The following is a 17,737-nucleotide window of genomic DNA, read 5'->3' as shown; positions in this document are numbered from 1 at the left end:
TTTTTTAGTTATAATTCGTCTTATTTAAAGGACAGCCGTATATGATAAAAGATAATACTCCGTTTGTCTCGGGAGGTATTCCTATGTATATCAAAAAATGGCCAAAAGGAGCAATGATCATCACCGCTACAATATTGCTTTGGCTGAAAACCTATATTGTTTATAAAACTAGCTTTGATATAAAAATAGAAAACTGGACACAGGAAATTATTTTATTTATTAATCCCCTTAGCTTCTTGTTAATTGTTTTCGGGATAAGCCTTTTTTTGAATGTGAAAAAGCAAAAACGCTACCTTTTAACATCAAGCTTTCTCCTCTCCGTCACATTGTTTGCAAATGTGTTATTTTATCGATTCTTCAATGATTATTTAACGATACCTGTATTGTTTCAAACGAGCAATTTAAATGATCTTGGCAGCAGTTTTCATGAATTAGTTAAGTTTAGCGATGCTTTTTATTTCACCGACTTTTTTGTGCTGCTTTTTTTATTTAAAGGAAAGGCAAATGTGTTTACTAATTTTCAGGCTAGTAAACAAGAGAGAAAGATATATTTTCTGTTAGCCTGTGCGATTGGCTTTTTTAATCTTGGGTTAGCAGAAATGGAACGTCCTCAATTACTTACAAGGACATTTGATCGGGAAATGCTTGTGAAAAATATTGGCGCTTTTAACTATCAACTTTATGATGTGTTTCTACAGTCAAAATCATCTGCACAGCGGGCAATGGCTGATGGTAGTGAACTAGTGGAAATTAATAACTATATCAATGCAAATTATCAACAACCAAATCAAGACTTGTTTGGGATTGCGAAGGGGAAAAATATTATCCTCATTTCGATGGAATCCATGCAGAACTTTGTCATCAATGAGACTGTTAATGGACAAGAAATCACACCATTTCTAAACCAATTTATTAAAGAAAGTTATTATTTTGATAACTTTTATCATCAAACAGGGCAAGGCAAAACTTCTGATTCTGAATTTATTATTGAAAATTCGCTTTATCCGTTAAGCAGAGGCGCCGTTTTTTTCACTCACTCGGGAAATAAGTATAGTGCAACACCTGAAATTCTACATAATCGTGGCTATTATACTGCGTCCATGCATGCTAATAATAAAACGTTTTGGAACAGAGATATTATGTATGATTCCTTGGGGTACGAACGATTTTATAGTTTAGAAGATTATCAAGTAAATGATACGAATTCTGTTGGGTGGGGGCTTAAGGATGTAGATTTTTTCGATCAATCGATGAGGCATTTAACCGAAATGCCCCAACCTTTTTATGTGAAAATGATTACCTTAACGAATCATTTTCCGTTTGAATTAGATGAACAATCACAGTCTATAGCTCCATATAATTCTGAAGATAAAACCGTGAATAATTATTTTTTAACCGTTCGATATACTGACGAAGCAATAAAACGGTTTGTCCAACAGCTAAAGGTGAATGGATTATACGAAAACTCGATCATCATCCTTTATGGGGATCATTATGGAATTTCTGAAAACCATAATAAGGCAATGGGAGAGTTTTTGGGAGTGGAAATAACTCCTTTTGAAAGTGCTCAATTACAAAGGGTGCCTTTGATCATCCATATCCCAGGACAAACAGGCAAAACCATTTCAACTGTTTCAGGTCAGATTGATGTTAAACCGACATTACTTCACCTGCTGGGGATTGAGACGAAAGGAAATATCGAATTTGGTACAGATTTATTTTCAAAAGAAGACAAGGACTTTACCGTATTAAGGGACGGAAGCATTATTACAAAGGATTATCTATATACAAAAGACACGTGCTATCGAAAAGATACGGGAGAACCTGCCGAAAGAATCAATTGCGAGCCTTATCTGGAAAAAGCAAAAACAGGGCTGAATTACTCTGATAAAATTATTAATGGCGATTTACTCAGATTTAACCAAGGTGCATCTCAATCCAATCTAAATCCGAAATAAATTTTTTAAAGAGTTCATAAAGTTATTATGTGACGGGAAAGGAGGATAGTCATGAAGATACAGGTTAGAACAAATGATTCTTTCGAATACTATAGTCAGCTATTTACTTTACCGTTAAATCTTATTATTGATTCTAATCCTGATTCTAATCCAAAAAAACTTGGTGCTGGAGATGAAATTAATATTCCTGGTTTTGTTTCATTACCGTATTGTGTTAAAGAAGGAGACACGATTTGGAGCGTAGCCAATTCATGCAAGATAGCACCTGATGCGATTGTAATCCTTAATCAGTCTGCTAATCCGAATGCTTTGATAAAGGGAGAAAACTTAATAATACCTAAGCGTGTTATCACCCCGCTAATAAATCGGAAAATGCACTATGATTATTCAACTATGTGCACAGACATCCTATCATTACAAAACATTTACCCTTTCATTAAAGTGAATTCGATTGGAGAATCAGTACTTGGAAATGCTATTCCGGAAATTCGGCTTGGCAGCGGTGATAAGAAAATCAATATAAATGCATCCTTCCATGCTAATGAATGGATTACCACATCTATAATAATGAGATTTTTAAATGATTACTTATTGGCTTTAACTAATTGGCATTCGATTAATGGTGTTTTCATGGCGCCATTTTATCAAAGGATCAGCTTATCTGTTGTCCCGATGGTAAATCCTGATGGGGTTGATCTCATTTTAAACGGACCTCCTGAATCAATTCGGAACGATGTTGTAAAAATAAACGGAGGAAGCACGGATTTTACCGCGTGGAAAGCAAATATCCGAGGCGTGGATTTAAATAATCAATTTTCCGCAAATTGGGAGATTGAAAAGGTGCGAAAGGAACCCAAAGCACCTGCTCCTCGCGATTATCCTGGTGAAGCTCCGCTAACAGAGCCTGAAGCCATTGCGATGGCTGCTTTAGCTCAGAACTCACAATTTGATCGTCTGGTTGCTCTTCATACCCAAGGGGAGGAGTTTTATTGGGGGTATGAAGGCTTGGAACCACCAGAGTCAGCAGCTATTGCCAACGAGTTTGAGCGGGTGAGCGGATATAAAGCGGTTCAATATGTTGATTCCCATGCTGGCTATAAAGACTGGTTTATTCAGGAATTTCGCAAACCGGGTTTTACACTCGAACTGGGAAAGGGGATTAATCCATTACCTTTTTCACAATTTAATTCTATTTATCATAAAACTTTACCGATATTAATTGCGTCTTTTTATATGTAAAATTTATTTTTACTCATTGTGAATCTTGTTTTTTGAAGGGAAAGTCTATAAAATAAAACTCATTGTAAAAACATTTAAAAAAATTAGTAAAGCCGGTGTCTCGGCTTTTTTTCCTGTTAAAATAGAAATTAGAAGAATTTGGTGAAACATTTTTAAATTTTTTACGTATTGTTATTTGAGGAATAAAAAGGGGGTGTGGGGATGGTATGGTAAGAACAAGATTTGCCTTTGCTTTATGTTTGCTTTTTATTTCAATTTTGCTCCTTACCGGTTGCACAGAGGGAAAATCGGCAAATGGACGTGAAGTAAAACAGGAGCCTGGAAATGAATCCAAACAAAATGGGCAGTCAACTACCAAAAGGAAGATTCAGAATCCAATCCCCATTTCCAATGGTGAACTTGGCAAAATTGCGGGATGGATTGATGATGAAACCATTGTTTATTATACGAACTTCGATCAAGGTTCATCTCTGTATACATATAATATCTTTTCAGGAAAATCGGAAAAAGTGTTGGAAAGTCCAGAACCAATTTTAGAAGTAATAATTAGCCCTTCACGAGAAAAACTACTAATCCATTCTTCTTCCTCAAGTGAGCAGGGGATTATGACAGTTATAAATGATGAAGGAAAAATTCTTACTCGTAAAACCATTCTTTCATCGGAATTGGCATTTGTGTGGAATTCCTTCAATGAAGATCGTATTTTAGTGACATCATTTGATGAACAATGGGATTTTACGGTCTCGATTTTACACATCCAATCTCAAGAATTTAAAGAAAGCTTGTTAACGAAACAACCATTTGCAGTTTGGTTAACCAGTGATGAATGGCTTTATTTAGATTGGGATTTAGATGATTTGGCTTTTTTCGCCCCTGTAATCAAACAAAATACGGCAGAAACCAAGGTGGAGCAAGTCCATTTAACAAATGTTTTCCAATTGTTTGCTTTTCAAGATGTATTGTTAACCTTATCTATTGACGGCGAAGACAAAAACGAAGCGGTATACAGTTTTTATTCAAATCAACTTAAACTTCTTCAAACTTTTAAGCTTCCTCAGTTAACTAGATATGCTGACTGGCTCATTCCCTTTCACGATTTTAATGATCAACATCATCAGTTTATTACCTTTCGTCCACTATCAAGTGGTTCAGCAGACACATATAAGGAAGGGTTTCAATTGGTACGTTATCACCTAGATGTCAAAAAAGAAGAGGTTATATTGGAGGACATGGAAAATAAACCGATTCAATGTTCTCCTAATGGGGACTTATGTTTATATGGATATCAATTTGAAAACATAATTGATCTTCGTTCGAAGAAAACCGTCTCAATGGTAAAAGAATAAAAATAAAACGGGCTGCCTGAAAGCAGCCCGTTTTATTCGATGTAAACCCATCCATTTGATAAAAACAATAAATTAGTGCGCAGTTGGAAACCCATGGTTTAAAAGAGTCATGACAGTAAACCAGCCGAAAACAGCAAAAGATGCTGCACCAAAAAATAGACCAAGGAAATTCTTGTTCTTTAATGCACTAAATGCCCCATAACCAGCAAAAATTGTTACTACAGCAAAAATAATGACTAAGCCCATAACATATCCCCCTTTTACAAAAGTGTTTTAAGTAACTCAAAACGAAGCTTTGAGCAACTTCCTTTGTCCCTCTTTGTATGTAATATCCAAAATATTCACATTCGTTTCTATTTTATAGTTTTTTTATTCATTTGTCGAGGTCCAAAAAACAGTTCTGATTAGATTAGAATAGAGTCATTACCCGATGTAGTAGCTCTTGTATACTATGATATCTAAGCTATGCTACTTTTACTCCTCTTAACAAATATTGTAGAATAAACTTATAGATTTTCCCATAAAAGGGGTGTAAAAACTCAGGCAAGTGGAAAATCACATATATATTGGAGGTTTTTTTATGGAATGGAAGCAAATACCTTTGGGGCCATTGCAAACGAATTGTTACTTAATAATAAAAGATGAGGAATGTTTAGTTATAGATCCAGGTGAAGAAGGGGACAAATTAATTCATATCATCACTTCGCAAAAACTTAAGCCCAAAGCGATCCTGTTAACCCATGCTCATTTCGATCATATCGGTGCAGTTGATTTGATTAGAGATCACTTTCAAATCCCTGTTTATGTTCATGAGAAGGAAGCAAAATGGCTGCTGAACCCATCCCTTAATGGATCTCAATTTTTCGGAAAATTGGTTCGGGTAAAGCCCGCAGATTATATCCTATCTGAAGAGAAGGAATTTCGGATTGGTTCATTCGATTTTCAAATTTTTGAGACACCCGGTCATTCACCAGGCAGTGTTTCATTTTATTTCAAAAGCAAAGGAATCGTGCTTGCAGGCGACGCGTTATTTAATGGAAGCATAGGTCGGACCGATTTAACAGGTGGAAATCATCAACAGCTGATCAATAGCATCCATGAAAAATTGCTGACTTTACCTGAAAAAACGATTGTCCTTTCCGGTCATGGATCGATTACGACCATTGCCCAAGAAATGGATTCCAATCCATATTTAAATGGCTTTTAATTAGGAAAAATTTTTAGATGTTACGACTCCAGTTCATTCGTGTAGTCCTTTTGAAAAAATGAAAAACCCTTCTCAAGAGAGAAGGGTTTTTCTGGGGGATGTTCTATACATTATGGGAGGGGATAAAGTTAAGCTACTTTAACCTTATTATAAAGTTAACACTATGTCAATAGTGGAAAATAAAAAAGGAGAGATTATGGAACATTTATTAAAAAATCATATCCTCAATGCACCGAACCAATATATTACCTATGCTGATTTTATTGATATGGTATTATATCACGATGAACTTGGCTACTACATGAAGGAACGCGAGAAAATTGGCAGAGAAGGTGATTTTTTTACTACAAGTAATGTATCAGATATTTATGGAAAGTTGATGGCTAAATGGTTTAGTCAAATTGTTGTCAACTATGGATTGCCTGCAAATGTTTGTGAAATTGGTGCGGGTACGGGCCGATTTGCCCAATCGTTTATAAATGAATGGAATCAAATCATGACTATTCCCTTAAATTATACAATGGTTGAGGCTAGCCCTTTTCATCGTAAGCTGCAGCAAGGAAAGCTTCAAATGGGTAATCATCTAAAACAAGTAAAAAGCCTTGATGACGTTACACCTTTTGAAGGGTTCCTTTTTTCAAATGAATTATTTGATGCACTTCCTGTACATGTAATTCAGAAACAAGGCAATGAACTTTTTGAAGTAATGGTTACTATGGAAAACAATCGACTTATTGAAAAGCCGGTTCCGCTCAACAATGAAAGAATAGTAGATTTTATGTTTATGCAAAAGCTTGAGATAAATGAGGGGCAAAGAATAGAAATACCGCTGGCAATGCTGGATTTAATCCCTTCTCTTTCAAAGGTACTTTTGAGGGGGATAGCCGTAACTGTAGATTATGGCTATACAAATGTGGAATGGATGGAGCCACAAAGAAAAGAGGGAAGTTTAAGAGGTTATTTTAAGCACCAGATGGTTAACGATATCCTGTTACATCCAGGAGATATGGATATTACAAGTCACGTTCACTTTGATGCACTGATTGAATTTGGAGAAAAGTCGGGTCTTACTTATATTGATAAATTAAGACAGGACCAATTTTTTCTTTCCATTGGGATATTAGAGGAGCTGCAAAACCATTTTGATCCAAACCCGTTTTCAGAAACAAGCAAGCGAAACAGAGCAATCAGAAGCTTAATCATGCCTTCAGGGATTAGCTCATCTTTTCACGCTATTCTTCAGCACAAAGGATTACCGACATTCGCCACCGATTGGAATGGAAGAAAATAAAAAAAGCGATGGAAAAACCCATCGCTTTTTTTATGGCTAAAACTTTAGTGCGTCGCCCCCGGTACCATCATAAAGGTTGTCCAGTATGTAAAACCTACAAAGAAAACCGTTAAATAAGCACCGAAGATATAAATATACATGCGTTCGGACAATTTCAAGTAGCTTAACAAGACGAAAAATCCAGTTTGACCGAAGAAAATTAAGGACGTGGTAAACATATCACCTAAATAAAACATGACTGCGAAAATACCTGTCCAGAATCCTAAAACTCTGTACATGCGATCCATCGGTATCCCTCCTTTAACCCCTATTGTCCATCACATCAATATTATAAATGAAATGTCGAAAAAATCAAACAAAATTTCACTATTTTGGACAAGGGGCCACTTTCAAACAAGAAAGTGAGCAGGAATTATTGAATATGGACTAAAGCTTGATAGCTGCAGGAATTACAGCCAGTTATCATATTCTCTTTTTCAACGAGTTCAATAGAGGAAAATAAAGATTCAAACATACCCTTTAAGAATTGATAATGCATGCTACATACAGCTTCTGTATGATCAGCTGCTACTTCCTTGAAAGGACAATTAAAGATTTCGAAATAGATTTTTGTCTGATCTTCATTTGCTTCAAAATCAGGATAGAAACCAGCAAGTGTAGCCGCGCTTTTAATAATGTTTAGCTTTTGGTCAAAGGATAATTCTTCACTGTTTTGATGCTGCGAAGCCATTTCTTGCTCGATTAGTTCAGCGCCAAAGCGTTTTCCTGTAGTGTAAAGGGCTTTTTTGCCTTCTTCACCTAATGAAAACATTGTTTGCATAGCAATGTTAGCCAATAATTGATAGTCACGATATGGGAAGTTAAGCTGGATGACATCATCGCTTAAACGATAGAGTCGGCTTGGTCTTCCGCCTTTACCTGTTTTCTTTGTTTCAGAGACAAGCATGTTAACATCTTCAAGTTTCGACAAATGAAGTCGAGCAACGTTTGGATGAATATTAAAGCCGTCCGCTATTTCTTGAACTGTGACCTCTTGGTGGCGTTTGGTAATGTATTGATAGATATAATAACGCGTTGGATCAGATAATACATTCGTTATTTTTAAGGTTTGCTCCATTCATGTTCACCTCAGAACTACATTAGTTTAGTAACATTATAATACAGGTATTGGAAGTTGGGAATGAGGTTTCCAAGGTTAACACTATATGTTTATAAAAAGTTCACAAGAAAATGTCGAAATGTTGAACAGATCAAAGCTGTTATATAAAAGAACGAAGCTAGTAATGATAAGGTTTTTTCCAAGATCTAGTTGAACTGTTATAATTGAGAACTGTTACCATTTCGAATGTCGAAATATGGAAAATTAATTAGAATATTTGCGTTTTTTGTCACTTTAGAAGGGGTGCTATCGTTGTGCTTTTCGGACTGGGCTAGCTGGATTCGAACCAACGCATGACGGAGTCAAAGTCCGTTGCCTTACCGCTTGGCTATAGCCCAAAACATATTTTAAAAGATGAATCGATAATATTATGAGATAAAGTTTTGATTTTATACAAAAATATTTTAAAAAACATGAAGGAATTAATCGAATAATCTCGAATCTAACATTCATCATAAAAAAAGGTGGTGAAAATTCATTTTGAGCTCGATCGAGCAATTAGCCGAAAGAGTCATTACTGACGCAGTCCGCAACAGTGCAACCGACATCCATTTCCTCCCCCGTAAAGCAGACACCCTTGTACAACTTAGAATTGGAAACAAATTGATCCCTAAATACTCCCTTCCGAAACAAGATTGTGATCGACTTATTTCCCACTTTAAATTTACTGCATCCATGGACATTGGGGAGCGAAGGCGGCCTCAAAGTGGTGCTTTTTCCTATGAGGTAGATCAACGCATAATTGGCCTCCGTTTATCAACTTTGCCCGCTAGCAACAGTGAAAGTTTAGTGATCCGCTTATTGCCACAACAGCAGCATATCCCATTCTATCAACTCTGTTTGTTCCCAGTTATGACAAGAAAATTATTTGCCCTCTTAAAGCATTCTCACGGTTTAATTATTTTCACAGGACCAACCGGTTCAGGAAAGACCACTACGCTCTATTCTCTGTTAAATGAAACCTCACATTTATTCCAAAGAAATGTCATCACATTGGAAGATCCCATCGAAAAAGAATATGACAAGGTGCTTCAGGTGCAAGTAAATGAGAAAGCTGGTGTGTCCTACACTACGGGTCTTAAAGCTATTTTAAGGCATGACCCCGACATTATTATGGTCGGTGAGATAAGAGATGCTGAAACGGCTCAAATTGCTGTCAGAGCCGCTTTAACGGGCCATTTAGTGTTGAGTACTCTCCATACTCGTAATGCGAAGGGAGCGCTATTCCGATTAAAAGAATTTGGGGTGAACTGGTTAGAAATTGAACAAACACTTGTCGCTGTAACAGCACAGAGATTAGTAGAACTAACTTGCCCATTCTGCAGCCATGAATGCTCACCATATTGCTTTTCCTCTGGAAGATGGAAACGGGCAAATGTTATGGAATTATTAAGCGGGAAAGCTTTATCGAATGTATTGAAAGAAGTGCAGGGAGAACGGCCCCAGGATTATTACCCTTATCGAACTTTGAAGGACTATATTAAAAAGGGAATTGCCTTAGGCTTTATTAAAGAAGATGAATACGAGCGTTGGGTGTTTCAAGATGAGTAAAAAATGGAGCCAAGAGCAGCAAGCACTATTTTTACAAAGGACCGGGGAATTACTTTCACGGGGCTATTCTCTAGCTGAGGCGATTGAGAGCTTGGCCTTTTATTTCCCTGACAACAAAAAAACAGCGATACAAAGCTGCATTTTACAACTAAGTGAAGGATATCCTTTGCATCAAATATTAACAAAACTTCACTTTAATAAAAGCTTGGTTGGCTATGTTTATTTCGCCGAACAGCACGGCGGTTTAGCAGAAGCGATTCAAGAGGGAAGTACGTTTATTTTAAAACGAAATCAAGATGTTAAACGAATGATCAAAATGTTTAATTATCCGGCAGTGTTAATGGTTATTACTGCGATTTTGTTTTACTTTGTACAACAAGTTTTACTTCCAAGGTTTCATTCTATTTTTGCATCGATGAATCTTAAACCGAATGTTTTTACTAGCTTTATTACCTTGTTTAGTGAGTTTGTTCCACTTTTGTTATTTAGCTTCCTAGTCATATTCCTCATTCTGTTAATGTACTACCTGATTCGATTCCGACACCTATCACCTCTAGAAAAAAGATGCCAAGTGGTTAAAATCCCGATTATTGGATCCTTAACTAAAAGCTGGTTTACTCATTATTTTTCGATCCAAATGAGCTACTTGTTATCAGGCGGTTTATCGGTTTTAGAAGCGTTAACGATGTTTGAGAATAATCTTGAGCAGCCTTTTTATGGACAGGTTTGTAATGAAGTACGGCGAAAACTATCGACAGGCGACCGCTTAGATACGATTGTTTCGACCTTTACTGTTTTTGAAAAAGAGCTTGCTCATATTATTAAGCACGGACAGGATAGTGGGAAGCTTGCTCAAGAGCTTTCCTTTTACAGTAAGCATTGTGTGGTGATGTTAGAGGGACAGATTGAGAAGAAGTTAAAAATTATTCAACCCCTTTTGTACTTACTGATCGGCTTTACCATTGTGTCAATGTATTTAGCGATACTGCTGCCAATGTTCCATATGTTAGATGGATTATAAATCGACTATTTTAAGGAGAGATAAAATATGAAAAATGAAAAGGGCTTCACATTAATAGAAATGATGATTGTTTTGTTAGTTATTTCGGTTTTGCTAATTATTACGATTCCAAATATTTCAAAACACAACGCCACCATTAATGACAAAGGCTGTAAGGCTTATGTAAAAATGGTTGAAGCTCAAGTTCAGGCTTATAAAATGGACCATAACCAATACCCTGCCGATCTCCAAGCTTTAATTGATGATGGCTATTTAAAAAGTGGACAAACCGCTTGTCCGTCATCTTCTAATATTGTGATCGGATCGAATGGTGAGGTGTCTGTTGCTCAAAGTGGCTCCTGATGGATTGGAATGAAAAGGGTTTTACTCTGACTGAAACGCTTTTGGTATTTTCAATCTTCTTAGTTATTTCTTTTGCCTCCCTCTTTTTACTAAAACCCCAATACTATTACCTGGAGAAGAGCGTGTTTTTTTCTCAGTTAAAATCCGATTTGTTTTTAGCACAGCAGTATGCCATCTCACACCAGACTACGATAACAGTAAACATCATGTCAGAGCGGAATTATTATTATTTTCGAGAAAATATAAATGGTCCAATCCTTTTGGAACGAGAGTACTCTAATGAAATTAAAATTACCGAGGGTACTTTACCACTTTATTTTCAATTTTTAGCGGATGGTAATATATCACGTTTCGGCTCCTTTTTTATCAGAATCGGAGCTGAAACGTATCGAATGACGTTTCAAATTGGAAAAGGGAGGTTCTATGTTACGAAGGAATGAGGGGTATTTTTTAGCTGAGATGCTCTTATCATTAACAGCCTGGCTTTTAGTAACTGGATTCTTATTACCAATGGTTATGGTGGTTTCTAAGCAAGCTGAACTACTTAGGTTACAAAACACGGCCCTCCATCTTTTGTATGATGAATTAGAACTGTTGGTGGATGAAGGAGACTCAATAAAGGATAAAAGTCTCTTGTTAAATGGCACAACGTACGAAATCCGCTGGAGTGAGGAGATGTCACAAAAAAAGGTGTGTGTTGAGTATAAAGATGTTGATGCAAACGTCCATAAAACATGTCAAAGTCCTGAACAGTAGAGGGTTTACACTTGCGGAAGTGCTTCTATCCTTTTCAATTTTTTGTCTAATTGTTTCTTTCTTACCTGTGATCGTCCCAATCCTTATCCATCAGCATCCTATTGAAATGAGGATTCAACGCTTAGAGTGGGAGATTTTTATAAGCCAAATCAAAAAGGAAATAAGAATGAGTCAAAATATTTCTGTTTCCAGTCAAAGATTGCAATTAGAAAGAGATGGACAATTAATCATTTATGAGAAATATGGGGCAAATTTAAGGCGAAGAGTGGATAATAAAGGACATGAAATCCTGTTACAACAAGTTCATTCTTTTCAATTTGAAAGGCTCCTTAACGGGGTATCTGTAAGTGTTACGGATCTATACGGCAATCAATATCGAGAAGCCGTGCCTGTCCTGATTAGGGATGTGGTTTATTGAATGCTTCATAATCAAAAAGGGTTTATCTATCCTCTTTCTTTTACCATTCTTTTATTAGCTTCGACCTTTTTTGCCATCTATACTCAGCAATATGTCATTGAAAAAAAACTAGCCCATGAAACAGAATCAATCTTAAAGCAGGAATACTTATTTTTATATTCTGTAAGAAAACTTGAAATTCAATTGCAGAATGGGGACCCAATTATGAACACGGGAGTATTGAATTTAACAAGGGGGAGAGTGAACTTTAGTAAAGAGGATCTCGGGACTACACTGAAAATTACTTTTACAATAACCCTTACAACTGGTGAAAAGGCAATTGGGTTTGCTTATTATAACAAATCTCTCAAAAAAATGATAAAATGGGTGGAAAAGAATTGAACAGGGGATAGAAAAGTGCGGGCAATTTATTTGATCGGTTTAATGGGCGCCGGGAAAACGACGGTTGGTAAAAAACTAGCTACGGCTCTTGGAGTGCCGGTATTGGATACGGACGAAGAAATAGTGAAACAAGAGGGGAAAAGCATCAATGAAATATTCGCTGAAGAAGGGGAGGCTTACTTCAGAGAGCTTGAAGCGAATATGGTAAAAGAGCTTCCGGCAAAGGATGCCGTAATTACGACTGGGGGCGGAATTATTTTAAAAGAAGAAAATAGGCAGTGGATGAAGGAACATGGAGTAGTAGTCTTTTTAGATGCTGACCCTGAGGCTATTTTGGAGCGGCTCCAGAACGACCAAACTAGACCATTACTGAAACAAGATAAGCAAAATACCCTCCTGGATTTATACAAACAGCGGCACCCTATTTATGAGGATTGCTGTCATGTTAAGGTGGATACGAATGGGAAAGATGTAGCTTCAATCGTAAAAGAAATCATTTCAAGTTTTTAAAGGATTAGATTTGGACATACTGTTATCGGAAGTACGAACGGAGGTATGTTCAATGAAAACCAATGATTACGTCAAATATATAACCCAAACATTTGTAAAATATATTGATCAGCCAAAGGATATTAGAAAGAAACAAAAGCACGAAAAAAAAGAGACAAAAGAACCGTTTTTATATCACTGGTTTGGGGTTATCCCCTACGCAGTAATCACGATGTTGAAACGGAGGAAATAGCAGAGGAGACTAACCGTATTGCGGCTAGTCTCCTTCGTTTGTTTATTGGTATATTCGCGCTTACGTACCTAAGAGCTGGGTTTATCCGATTACTAAATAGGAAGTTTTTCAATCGCGTTGTCAGTTAAATAAAACAAGCCGCCGTTAATAATCTCGATCTTGATTTTTGGTTCATACTGTTCTTGTAAGGCTTTTCTTTCTACTTCAAAGTTCTCATTATTTTCATCCTCTTCATAAAAGTGATGCAGGAGATCTAAGTCTTGCTTCCATCTCATTCTTGCTTCATCTGCCCACGTGTGATTTTCTTGCTCGATGCCAGTTCTTAAGTATTGTTCTATTCTTTTTATACCGCTTTTCGGCATAACAAGCGGGGATAAGGTAAAAGAATAGTCAGGGATTTTGGGAGTTAAGGAAATTTGCAGGAGCCGATCATGAAAATTTTCAATCATTCCTCCGTTAATTAGCTGGAGCCCAATCGATTTAAAAACATCACGCTTGCGATCACATTGGTAGGAGATTTTTACATTAAGCCCGAGCCAAGGGTACATCGGTGTTTGCCTACCGGGGCTTTGATTGTGATTTTCGTAGAGCCGGATATAGCCTGCTAAGCTTTTTGCAGACTTGAAAATTTGATGGAGACGGGGCGAGCCAAAATGGATCGTTTCTCCCTTAACATGATCCGGCGCCATTTGGGAATTTGTGATTAACGTTAGTATCATCGGGTTTGGAATTCCGCCCGTTTTCTCAAGATAATGCCAATAGAAGGGGCGGTTCATTAATTCTTTATCCAGCTCATTTGTTAGCTGAACAACCATGTATCCACGTTGATTGTCTAAAATTTCACAGCTGTTTGATTGAAAATAGCGTTCTAAAAAATTATGAATTTCCTGCTGCTGCACTTGTTTCACCTGCTTTCATTTCTTCGGCAAATTGAATCATCGAAGTTAAATTCTCCATCTTAATCCGCATTTCACCTTCAGATGCTGAATGGCCAAAGATATCGATCAAATGATCTTCGAAATTGCCAAACTCTAATTTCGTTAAAATGTCATCCAGCTCGCCAATTACTTTCTCAAACAGATGGATTTTCTCATATAACAGCTTTAAAATATGCTCTTCCACTGTGTTTTTTGTAGCAAGATTATAAATCATTACATCCTTTTCCTGACCGAGTCGGTGAATCCGGCCAATCCGTTGCTCCAATCGCATCGGATTCCATGGTAAATCAAAATTGATGATGTGGTTACAAAACTGCAGGTTTATCCCCTCGCCACCCGCTTCAGTGGCAATTAACACCTGAGCCTGCTTCTGAAACAGTTCCCTCATCCAATCTTTTTTGCCGCGCTTAAAACCGCCTCGGAACGGAACGGAGGTAATGCCATGCTGTTTAAGAAACCATTGCAGATACATTTGGGTTGCCCGATATTCTGTAAAAATAATTACTTTATCATTAACGGATTGGATTAATTCAAGCGCCTTATTTGCTTTTGAGTTAGTTTGAATCGCCTCCACTTTTGCCATTAATGTTTGAACTGTTTCGGCAAAATAGGGCGTTGGATTTTCTTGTTTTTCGAGCATGTTCTTTAATGTAAAATAAACTGCTTCACGACTGCTACAGGCCTCCCGCTGCAGGGTCATTAATGAAAATTGGCTTGAAGTAATCCAATTATCTTCAGAACGCAAGTTAGAGATGGAATCATATAAGTTTTTTTCCTCCGCGGTAAATTCAATCGGGATGGTCTCGACTTTTCGTTTCGTCCATTCGATCCCTGTATCAGCTCTACGGTTGCGAATCATCACTTTATTGACGAGATCTTTTAAATGCTGGTCATCGTTAATGGAACGGGCTTCCCGTTTATATTTTTCAAAAAACGCTGTTTCATTTCCTAAATGACCAGGCTTAAGTAATGAAACGAGATTAAAGATTTCTTCAATTCGATTTTGAATCGGAGTAGCTGTTAGCAATAAACAAAATTTCTTTTTTAAGCTTTGGACAAACTCATAGTTTTTTGTTTTATTGTTTTTTAGCTTATGAGCCTCATCAATAATGATTAAATCATAATTTTGTTCAAAAATAATTTCGCGATGAGGGCTTCGCTTTGCGGTATCAATTGATGATACTACGACATCAAACTGCTCCCAAACATAGCTTTTTCGTTGGGAAACAGCTGGAATAAAGAATTTTGAATTTAGCTCCATGACCCACTGAGTTACTAATGAAGCAGGAACGAGAATTAATACTTTTTTTACTAGACCCCGAATCATATATTCTTTTAAAATCAAACCTGCCTCAATGGTTTTTCCAAGTCCAACCTCATCTGCTAATATAGCTTTTCCGTTCATGTTTTCAAAGACTTGCTTGGCAACCTCAAGCTGGTGTGGGAGGGGGGTTAAATCTGGGAGATGTAAGGGTGCCTGAAGTCCTTCAAACTCAGGTATAACAGTATGCTTTTCGACATCTACCGCCAATTTGAATAGTTCCCAATTTCCCCATGGTCCGTCATTTGTCATTCTTTGCAAAAATTCATCCGTCCAGGATGAATCAAAATCGATTTGCACGGACATAATTTACAGCTCCTTTATATATTAGGTTGTGTTAAAGAACAATGTTGATTTTTTCCTCTCTGTTGATTGAAGCGAGCACCTGGAGCGCAAATCAACAGCCAAAATTTACAGAACTTTAAATTAACAAAGTAATAATATATTGCTCAACCAGGCTTATCGATGGTAGGATGGAAATAGTTAATAAGTTTTGAAATTTGCCACATTATTAAATCTGTAAAATGTTTTTTCGCATTATTTGGGTATTAGTGTATCCAAGTATGAAAAAAATATTGGTGCGAATGATAACAAGGGGAGAGACTACTTTATGTAGCGCCGAAGGAGCAAGCACTCATGCGAATCTCTCAGGCAAAAGAACTCTTGTTTGACGCAACTCTGGAGAGCGCTCCGACTTTAATGGAGCCACCAAAGGGGACAGCCGGTTACGGTAAACTTTCAGGTGCCAGGACAGAGACCCACCGTTTGAACAACGGGAGGTTTCTGTCCTTTTTTAGTTTCTGAAAAAAGGGTTTTCAAGCGTGCTAACCAAGTAATGTTGAGGGGGAAAACAATGTCTGAGTTGAAGAGAACACCTGTCTTTGAAGTTTACAAACAATATGGTGCCAAAACCATCGATTTTGGGGGCTGGGAGCTGCCTGTTCAATTTTCAGGAATCAAGGAAGAGCATGAAGCAGTTCGGACCAGGGCTGGCTTATTCGATGTCTCACATATGGGAGAAATAGAAGTTATAGGACCCGACAGTCTTTCTTTCTTACAAAAAATGATGACAAATGATGTTTCACAAATCAAAAGAGGGGCTGCTCAATACACCGCAATGTGTTATGAAAATGGGGGCACAGTCGATGATTTATTAATTTACAAACTGACTGACTATCATTACTTGCTGGTTGTCAATGCCTCAAATATTGATAAAGATTACAATTGGCTCGCAAAACATCTTGAAGGGGATGTAAAATTACAGAATCAATCGGAACAAACTGCGCAATTGGCTTTACAGGGACCTCTTTCAGAGCAAATCCTTCAAAAGCTTAGTCCAAAAATGAATTTAACCGATATTGGATTTTTTCAATTTGAAACAGGCGTTGCTTTGAATGGGATTGAAGCCTTAGTGTCCAGGACAGGATACACGGGAGAAGATGGGTTTGAAATTTACTGTTCTGCTAAGGATGTTGTGTCATTATGGCAGGATATACTTGAAGCTGGATGGGACGAAGGAATACTTCCTTGTGGCTTAGGGGCAAGGGACACGTTAAGATTTGAGGCGATGCTTCCTCTCTATGGCCAAGAGCTTTCTCCAAATATTACGCCGATCGAGGCAGGAATTGGCTTTGCAGTAAAGACTAATAAACAAGATGATTTTATCGGAAAAGCCGTACTTAAGAAACAACGTGAACAGGGAGCGGCCCGAAAGCTTATTGGTATAGAAATGATCGACCGCGGCATCCCAAGACACGGCTACCCCGTTTTCAAAGATGGCAATAAAATCGGCGAGGTCACAACCGGTACCCAATCGCCTACTCTAAAAAGAAACATCGGTCTTGCTTTGTTACATGCAGAACATACTCATATAGGTACGGAACTCGAAGTTGAAATTCGCGGGAAACGCATAAAAGCCCAAGTAGTTCAAACCCCGTTTTATAAAAGAAGTAGAAAATAAAAAATTGTTCATAATTATTAAGCTTACTTTGTTGATCTTCGCTGCAGGTGCGAGACTCCTGCGGGAGAAGGTGTCACGGGAGCACCTGGAGCGGAAATCAACAAACA

The 17,737-nt window shown here is 37.4% G+C and carries 20 protein-coding genes, 1 tRNA gene and 1 riboswitch; of the genes, 15 read left to right on the top strand and 6 right to left on the bottom strand.

Going from position 1 to position 17,737, the window contains the following annotated elements; genetic code table 11:
• Positions 1-83 precede the first annotated feature (83 nt).
• The 3 genes from ACI48O_RS12485 (at position 84) to ACI48O_RS12475 (ending at position 4,543) form a co-directional block, all read left to right on the top strand.
• Positions 84-1,958, top strand: a complete 1,875-nt coding sequence (locus ACI48O_RS12485) for an LTA synthase family protein (RefSeq protein WP_435562144.1) — start codon at positions 84-86, stop codon at positions 1,956-1,958.
• 51 nt (positions 1,959-2,009) lie between these two features.
• Positions 2,010-3,197, top strand: coding sequence for a M14 family metallopeptidase (locus ACI48O_RS12480; RefSeq protein ID WP_435562143.1), 1,188 nt, complete (start codon positions 2,010-2,012; stop codon positions 3,195-3,197).
• A 206-nt stretch (positions 3,198-3,403) separates the two neighbouring features.
• Positions 3,404-4,543, top strand: a complete 1,140-nt coding sequence (locus ACI48O_RS12475) for a YqgU-like beta propeller domain-containing protein (RefSeq protein WP_435562142.1) — start codon at positions 3,404-3,406, stop codon at positions 4,541-4,543.
• A 72-nt stretch (positions 4,544-4,615) separates the two neighbouring features.
• Here the strand turns inward: ACI48O_RS12475 and ACI48O_RS12470 are convergent, their stop codons facing one another.
• Positions 4,616-4,789 (bottom strand): DUF2759 domain-containing protein, encoded by a 174-nt coding sequence (locus tag ACI48O_RS12470; protein ID WP_435562141.1) that lies wholly within the window; start codon positions 4,787-4,789, stop codon positions 4,616-4,618.
• A gap of 334 nt (positions 4,790-5,123) precedes the next feature.
• Between ACI48O_RS12470 and ACI48O_RS12465 the strand changes: the two genes are divergently transcribed.
• On the top strand, positions 5,124-5,750 hold the full coding sequence (locus ACI48O_RS12465) for an MBL fold metallo-hydrolase (RefSeq protein WP_435562140.1): 627 nt from the start codon (positions 5,124-5,126) through the stop codon (positions 5,748-5,750).
• A 196-nt stretch (positions 5,751-5,946) separates the two neighbouring features.
• Positions 5,947-7,041, top strand: coding sequence for a class I SAM-dependent methyltransferase (locus ACI48O_RS12460; RefSeq protein ID WP_435562139.1), 1,095 nt, complete (start codon positions 5,947-5,949; stop codon positions 7,039-7,041).
• Positions 7,042-7,085: 44 nt separating this feature from the next.
• Here ACI48O_RS12460 and ACI48O_RS12455 read toward each other — a convergent pair whose 3' ends face one another.
• The 3 genes from ACI48O_RS12455 to ACI48O_RS12445 all read right to left on the bottom strand — a co-directional run bounded on the left by ACI48O_RS12455 (position 7,086) and on the right by ACI48O_RS12445 (position 8,538).
• Positions 7,086-7,328, bottom strand: a complete 243-nt coding sequence (locus ACI48O_RS12455; protein ID WP_435562138.1) for a DUF2626 domain-containing protein — start codon at positions 7,326-7,328, stop codon at positions 7,086-7,088.
• 125 nt (positions 7,329-7,453) lie between these two features.
• Positions 7,454-8,158 carry a helix-turn-helix transcriptional regulator gene (locus tag ACI48O_RS12450; protein WP_435562137.1) on the bottom strand — a complete coding sequence of 235 codons (705 nt, stop codon included), beginning with the start codon at positions 8,156-8,158 and terminating at the stop codon, positions 7,454-7,456.
• A gap of 308 nt (positions 8,159-8,466) precedes the next feature.
• Positions 8,467-8,538, bottom strand: a tRNA-Gln gene (locus ACI48O_RS12445).
• A 142-nt stretch (positions 8,539-8,680) separates the two neighbouring features.
• Between ACI48O_RS12445 and comGA the strand changes: the two genes are divergently transcribed.
• From comGA to ACI48O_RS12400, 9 genes are read left to right on the top strand one after another with little or no spacing between them, the layout of a single operon-like run.
• Positions 8,681-9,751 (top strand): competence type IV pilus ATPase ComGA, encoded by a 1,071-nt coding sequence (gene comGA / locus ACI48O_RS12440; protein ID WP_435562136.1) that lies wholly within the window; start codon positions 8,681-8,683, stop codon positions 9,749-9,751.
• Positions 9,744-10,772 carry a competence type IV pilus assembly protein ComGB gene (comGB, locus tag ACI48O_RS12435; protein ID WP_435562135.1) on the top strand — a complete coding sequence of 343 codons (1,029 nt, stop codon included), beginning with the start codon at positions 9,744-9,746 and terminating at the stop codon, positions 10,770-10,772. Before comGA ends, comGB begins: the two co-directional genes overlap by 8 nt.
• A gap of 27 nt (positions 10,773-10,799) precedes the next feature.
• On the top strand, positions 10,800-11,114 hold the full coding sequence (gene comGC / locus ACI48O_RS12430) for a competence type IV pilus major pilin ComGC (RefSeq protein ID WP_435562134.1): 315 nt from the start codon (positions 10,800-10,802) through the stop codon (positions 11,112-11,114).
• A complete protein-coding gene (comGD, locus tag ACI48O_RS12425) occupies positions 11,114-11,554 on the top strand; it encodes a competence type IV pilus minor pilin ComGD (RefSeq protein ID WP_435562133.1) in 441 nt (146 codons plus the stop codon). Before comGC ends, comGD begins: the two co-directional genes overlap by 1 nt.
• Positions 11,538-11,870: a hypothetical protein gene (locus tag ACI48O_RS12420; RefSeq protein ID WP_435562132.1), complete on the top strand. Its 333-nt coding sequence runs from the start codon at positions 11,538-11,540 to the stop codon at positions 11,868-11,870. Before comGD ends, ACI48O_RS12420 begins: the two co-directional genes overlap by 17 nt.
• Entirely contained in the window at positions 11,755-12,288 is a 534-nt protein-coding gene (gene comGF, locus ACI48O_RS12415) for a competence type IV pilus minor pilin ComGF (protein ID WP_435562131.1), read from the top strand. Before ACI48O_RS12420 ends, comGF begins: the two co-directional genes overlap by 116 nt.
• Complete coding sequence (gene comGG, locus ACI48O_RS12410; protein ID WP_435562130.1) at positions 12,289-12,669, top strand: competence type IV pilus minor pilin ComGG; 381 nt, start codon at positions 12,289-12,291, stop codon at positions 12,667-12,669.
• A 15-nt stretch (positions 12,670-12,684) separates the two neighbouring features.
• Complete coding sequence (locus ACI48O_RS12405; protein WP_435562129.1) at positions 12,685-13,179, top strand: shikimate kinase; 495 nt, start codon at positions 12,685-12,687, stop codon at positions 13,177-13,179.
• A 52-nt stretch (positions 13,180-13,231) separates the two neighbouring features.
• Positions 13,232-13,411, top strand: coding sequence for a YqzE family protein (locus ACI48O_RS12400; RefSeq protein ID WP_435562128.1), 180 nt, complete (start codon positions 13,232-13,234; stop codon positions 13,409-13,411).
• A 92-nt stretch (positions 13,412-13,503) separates the two neighbouring features.
• Here ACI48O_RS12400 and ACI48O_RS12395 read toward each other — a convergent pair whose 3' ends face one another.
• The gene (locus tag ACI48O_RS12395) at positions 13,504-14,310 is read right to left on the bottom strand and encodes a YqhG family protein (RefSeq protein ID WP_435562127.1); all 807 of its coding nucleotides are present in this window, start codon (positions 14,308-14,310) and stop codon (positions 13,504-13,506) included.
• Positions 14,288-15,976, bottom strand: coding sequence for a DEAD/DEAH box helicase (locus ACI48O_RS12390; protein ID WP_435562126.1), 1,689 nt, complete (start codon positions 15,974-15,976; stop codon positions 14,288-14,290). Before ACI48O_RS12390 ends, ACI48O_RS12395 begins: the two co-directional genes overlap by 23 nt.
• A gap of 278 nt (positions 15,977-16,254) precedes the next feature.
• A riboswitch (glycine riboswitch) is annotated at positions 16,255-16,343 on the top strand.
• A gap of 180 nt (positions 16,344-16,523) precedes the next feature.
• Between ACI48O_RS12390 and gcvT the strand changes: the two genes are divergently transcribed.
• Positions 16,524-17,630, top strand: a complete 1,107-nt coding sequence (gene gcvT / locus ACI48O_RS12385; RefSeq protein ID WP_435562125.1) for a glycine cleavage system aminomethyltransferase GcvT — start codon at positions 16,524-16,526, stop codon at positions 17,628-17,630.
• Positions 17,631-17,737: the final 107 nt, after the last annotated feature.

Source organism: Neobacillus terrisolis (genome assembly GCF_051233475.1).
Classification (GTDB): Bacteria; Bacillota; Bacilli; order Bacillales; family Cytobacillaceae; genus Bacillus_BU.
The sequence above is the reverse complement of the archived record's forward strand: the minus strand, read 5'-3'. Positions and strand labels throughout refer to the sequence as shown.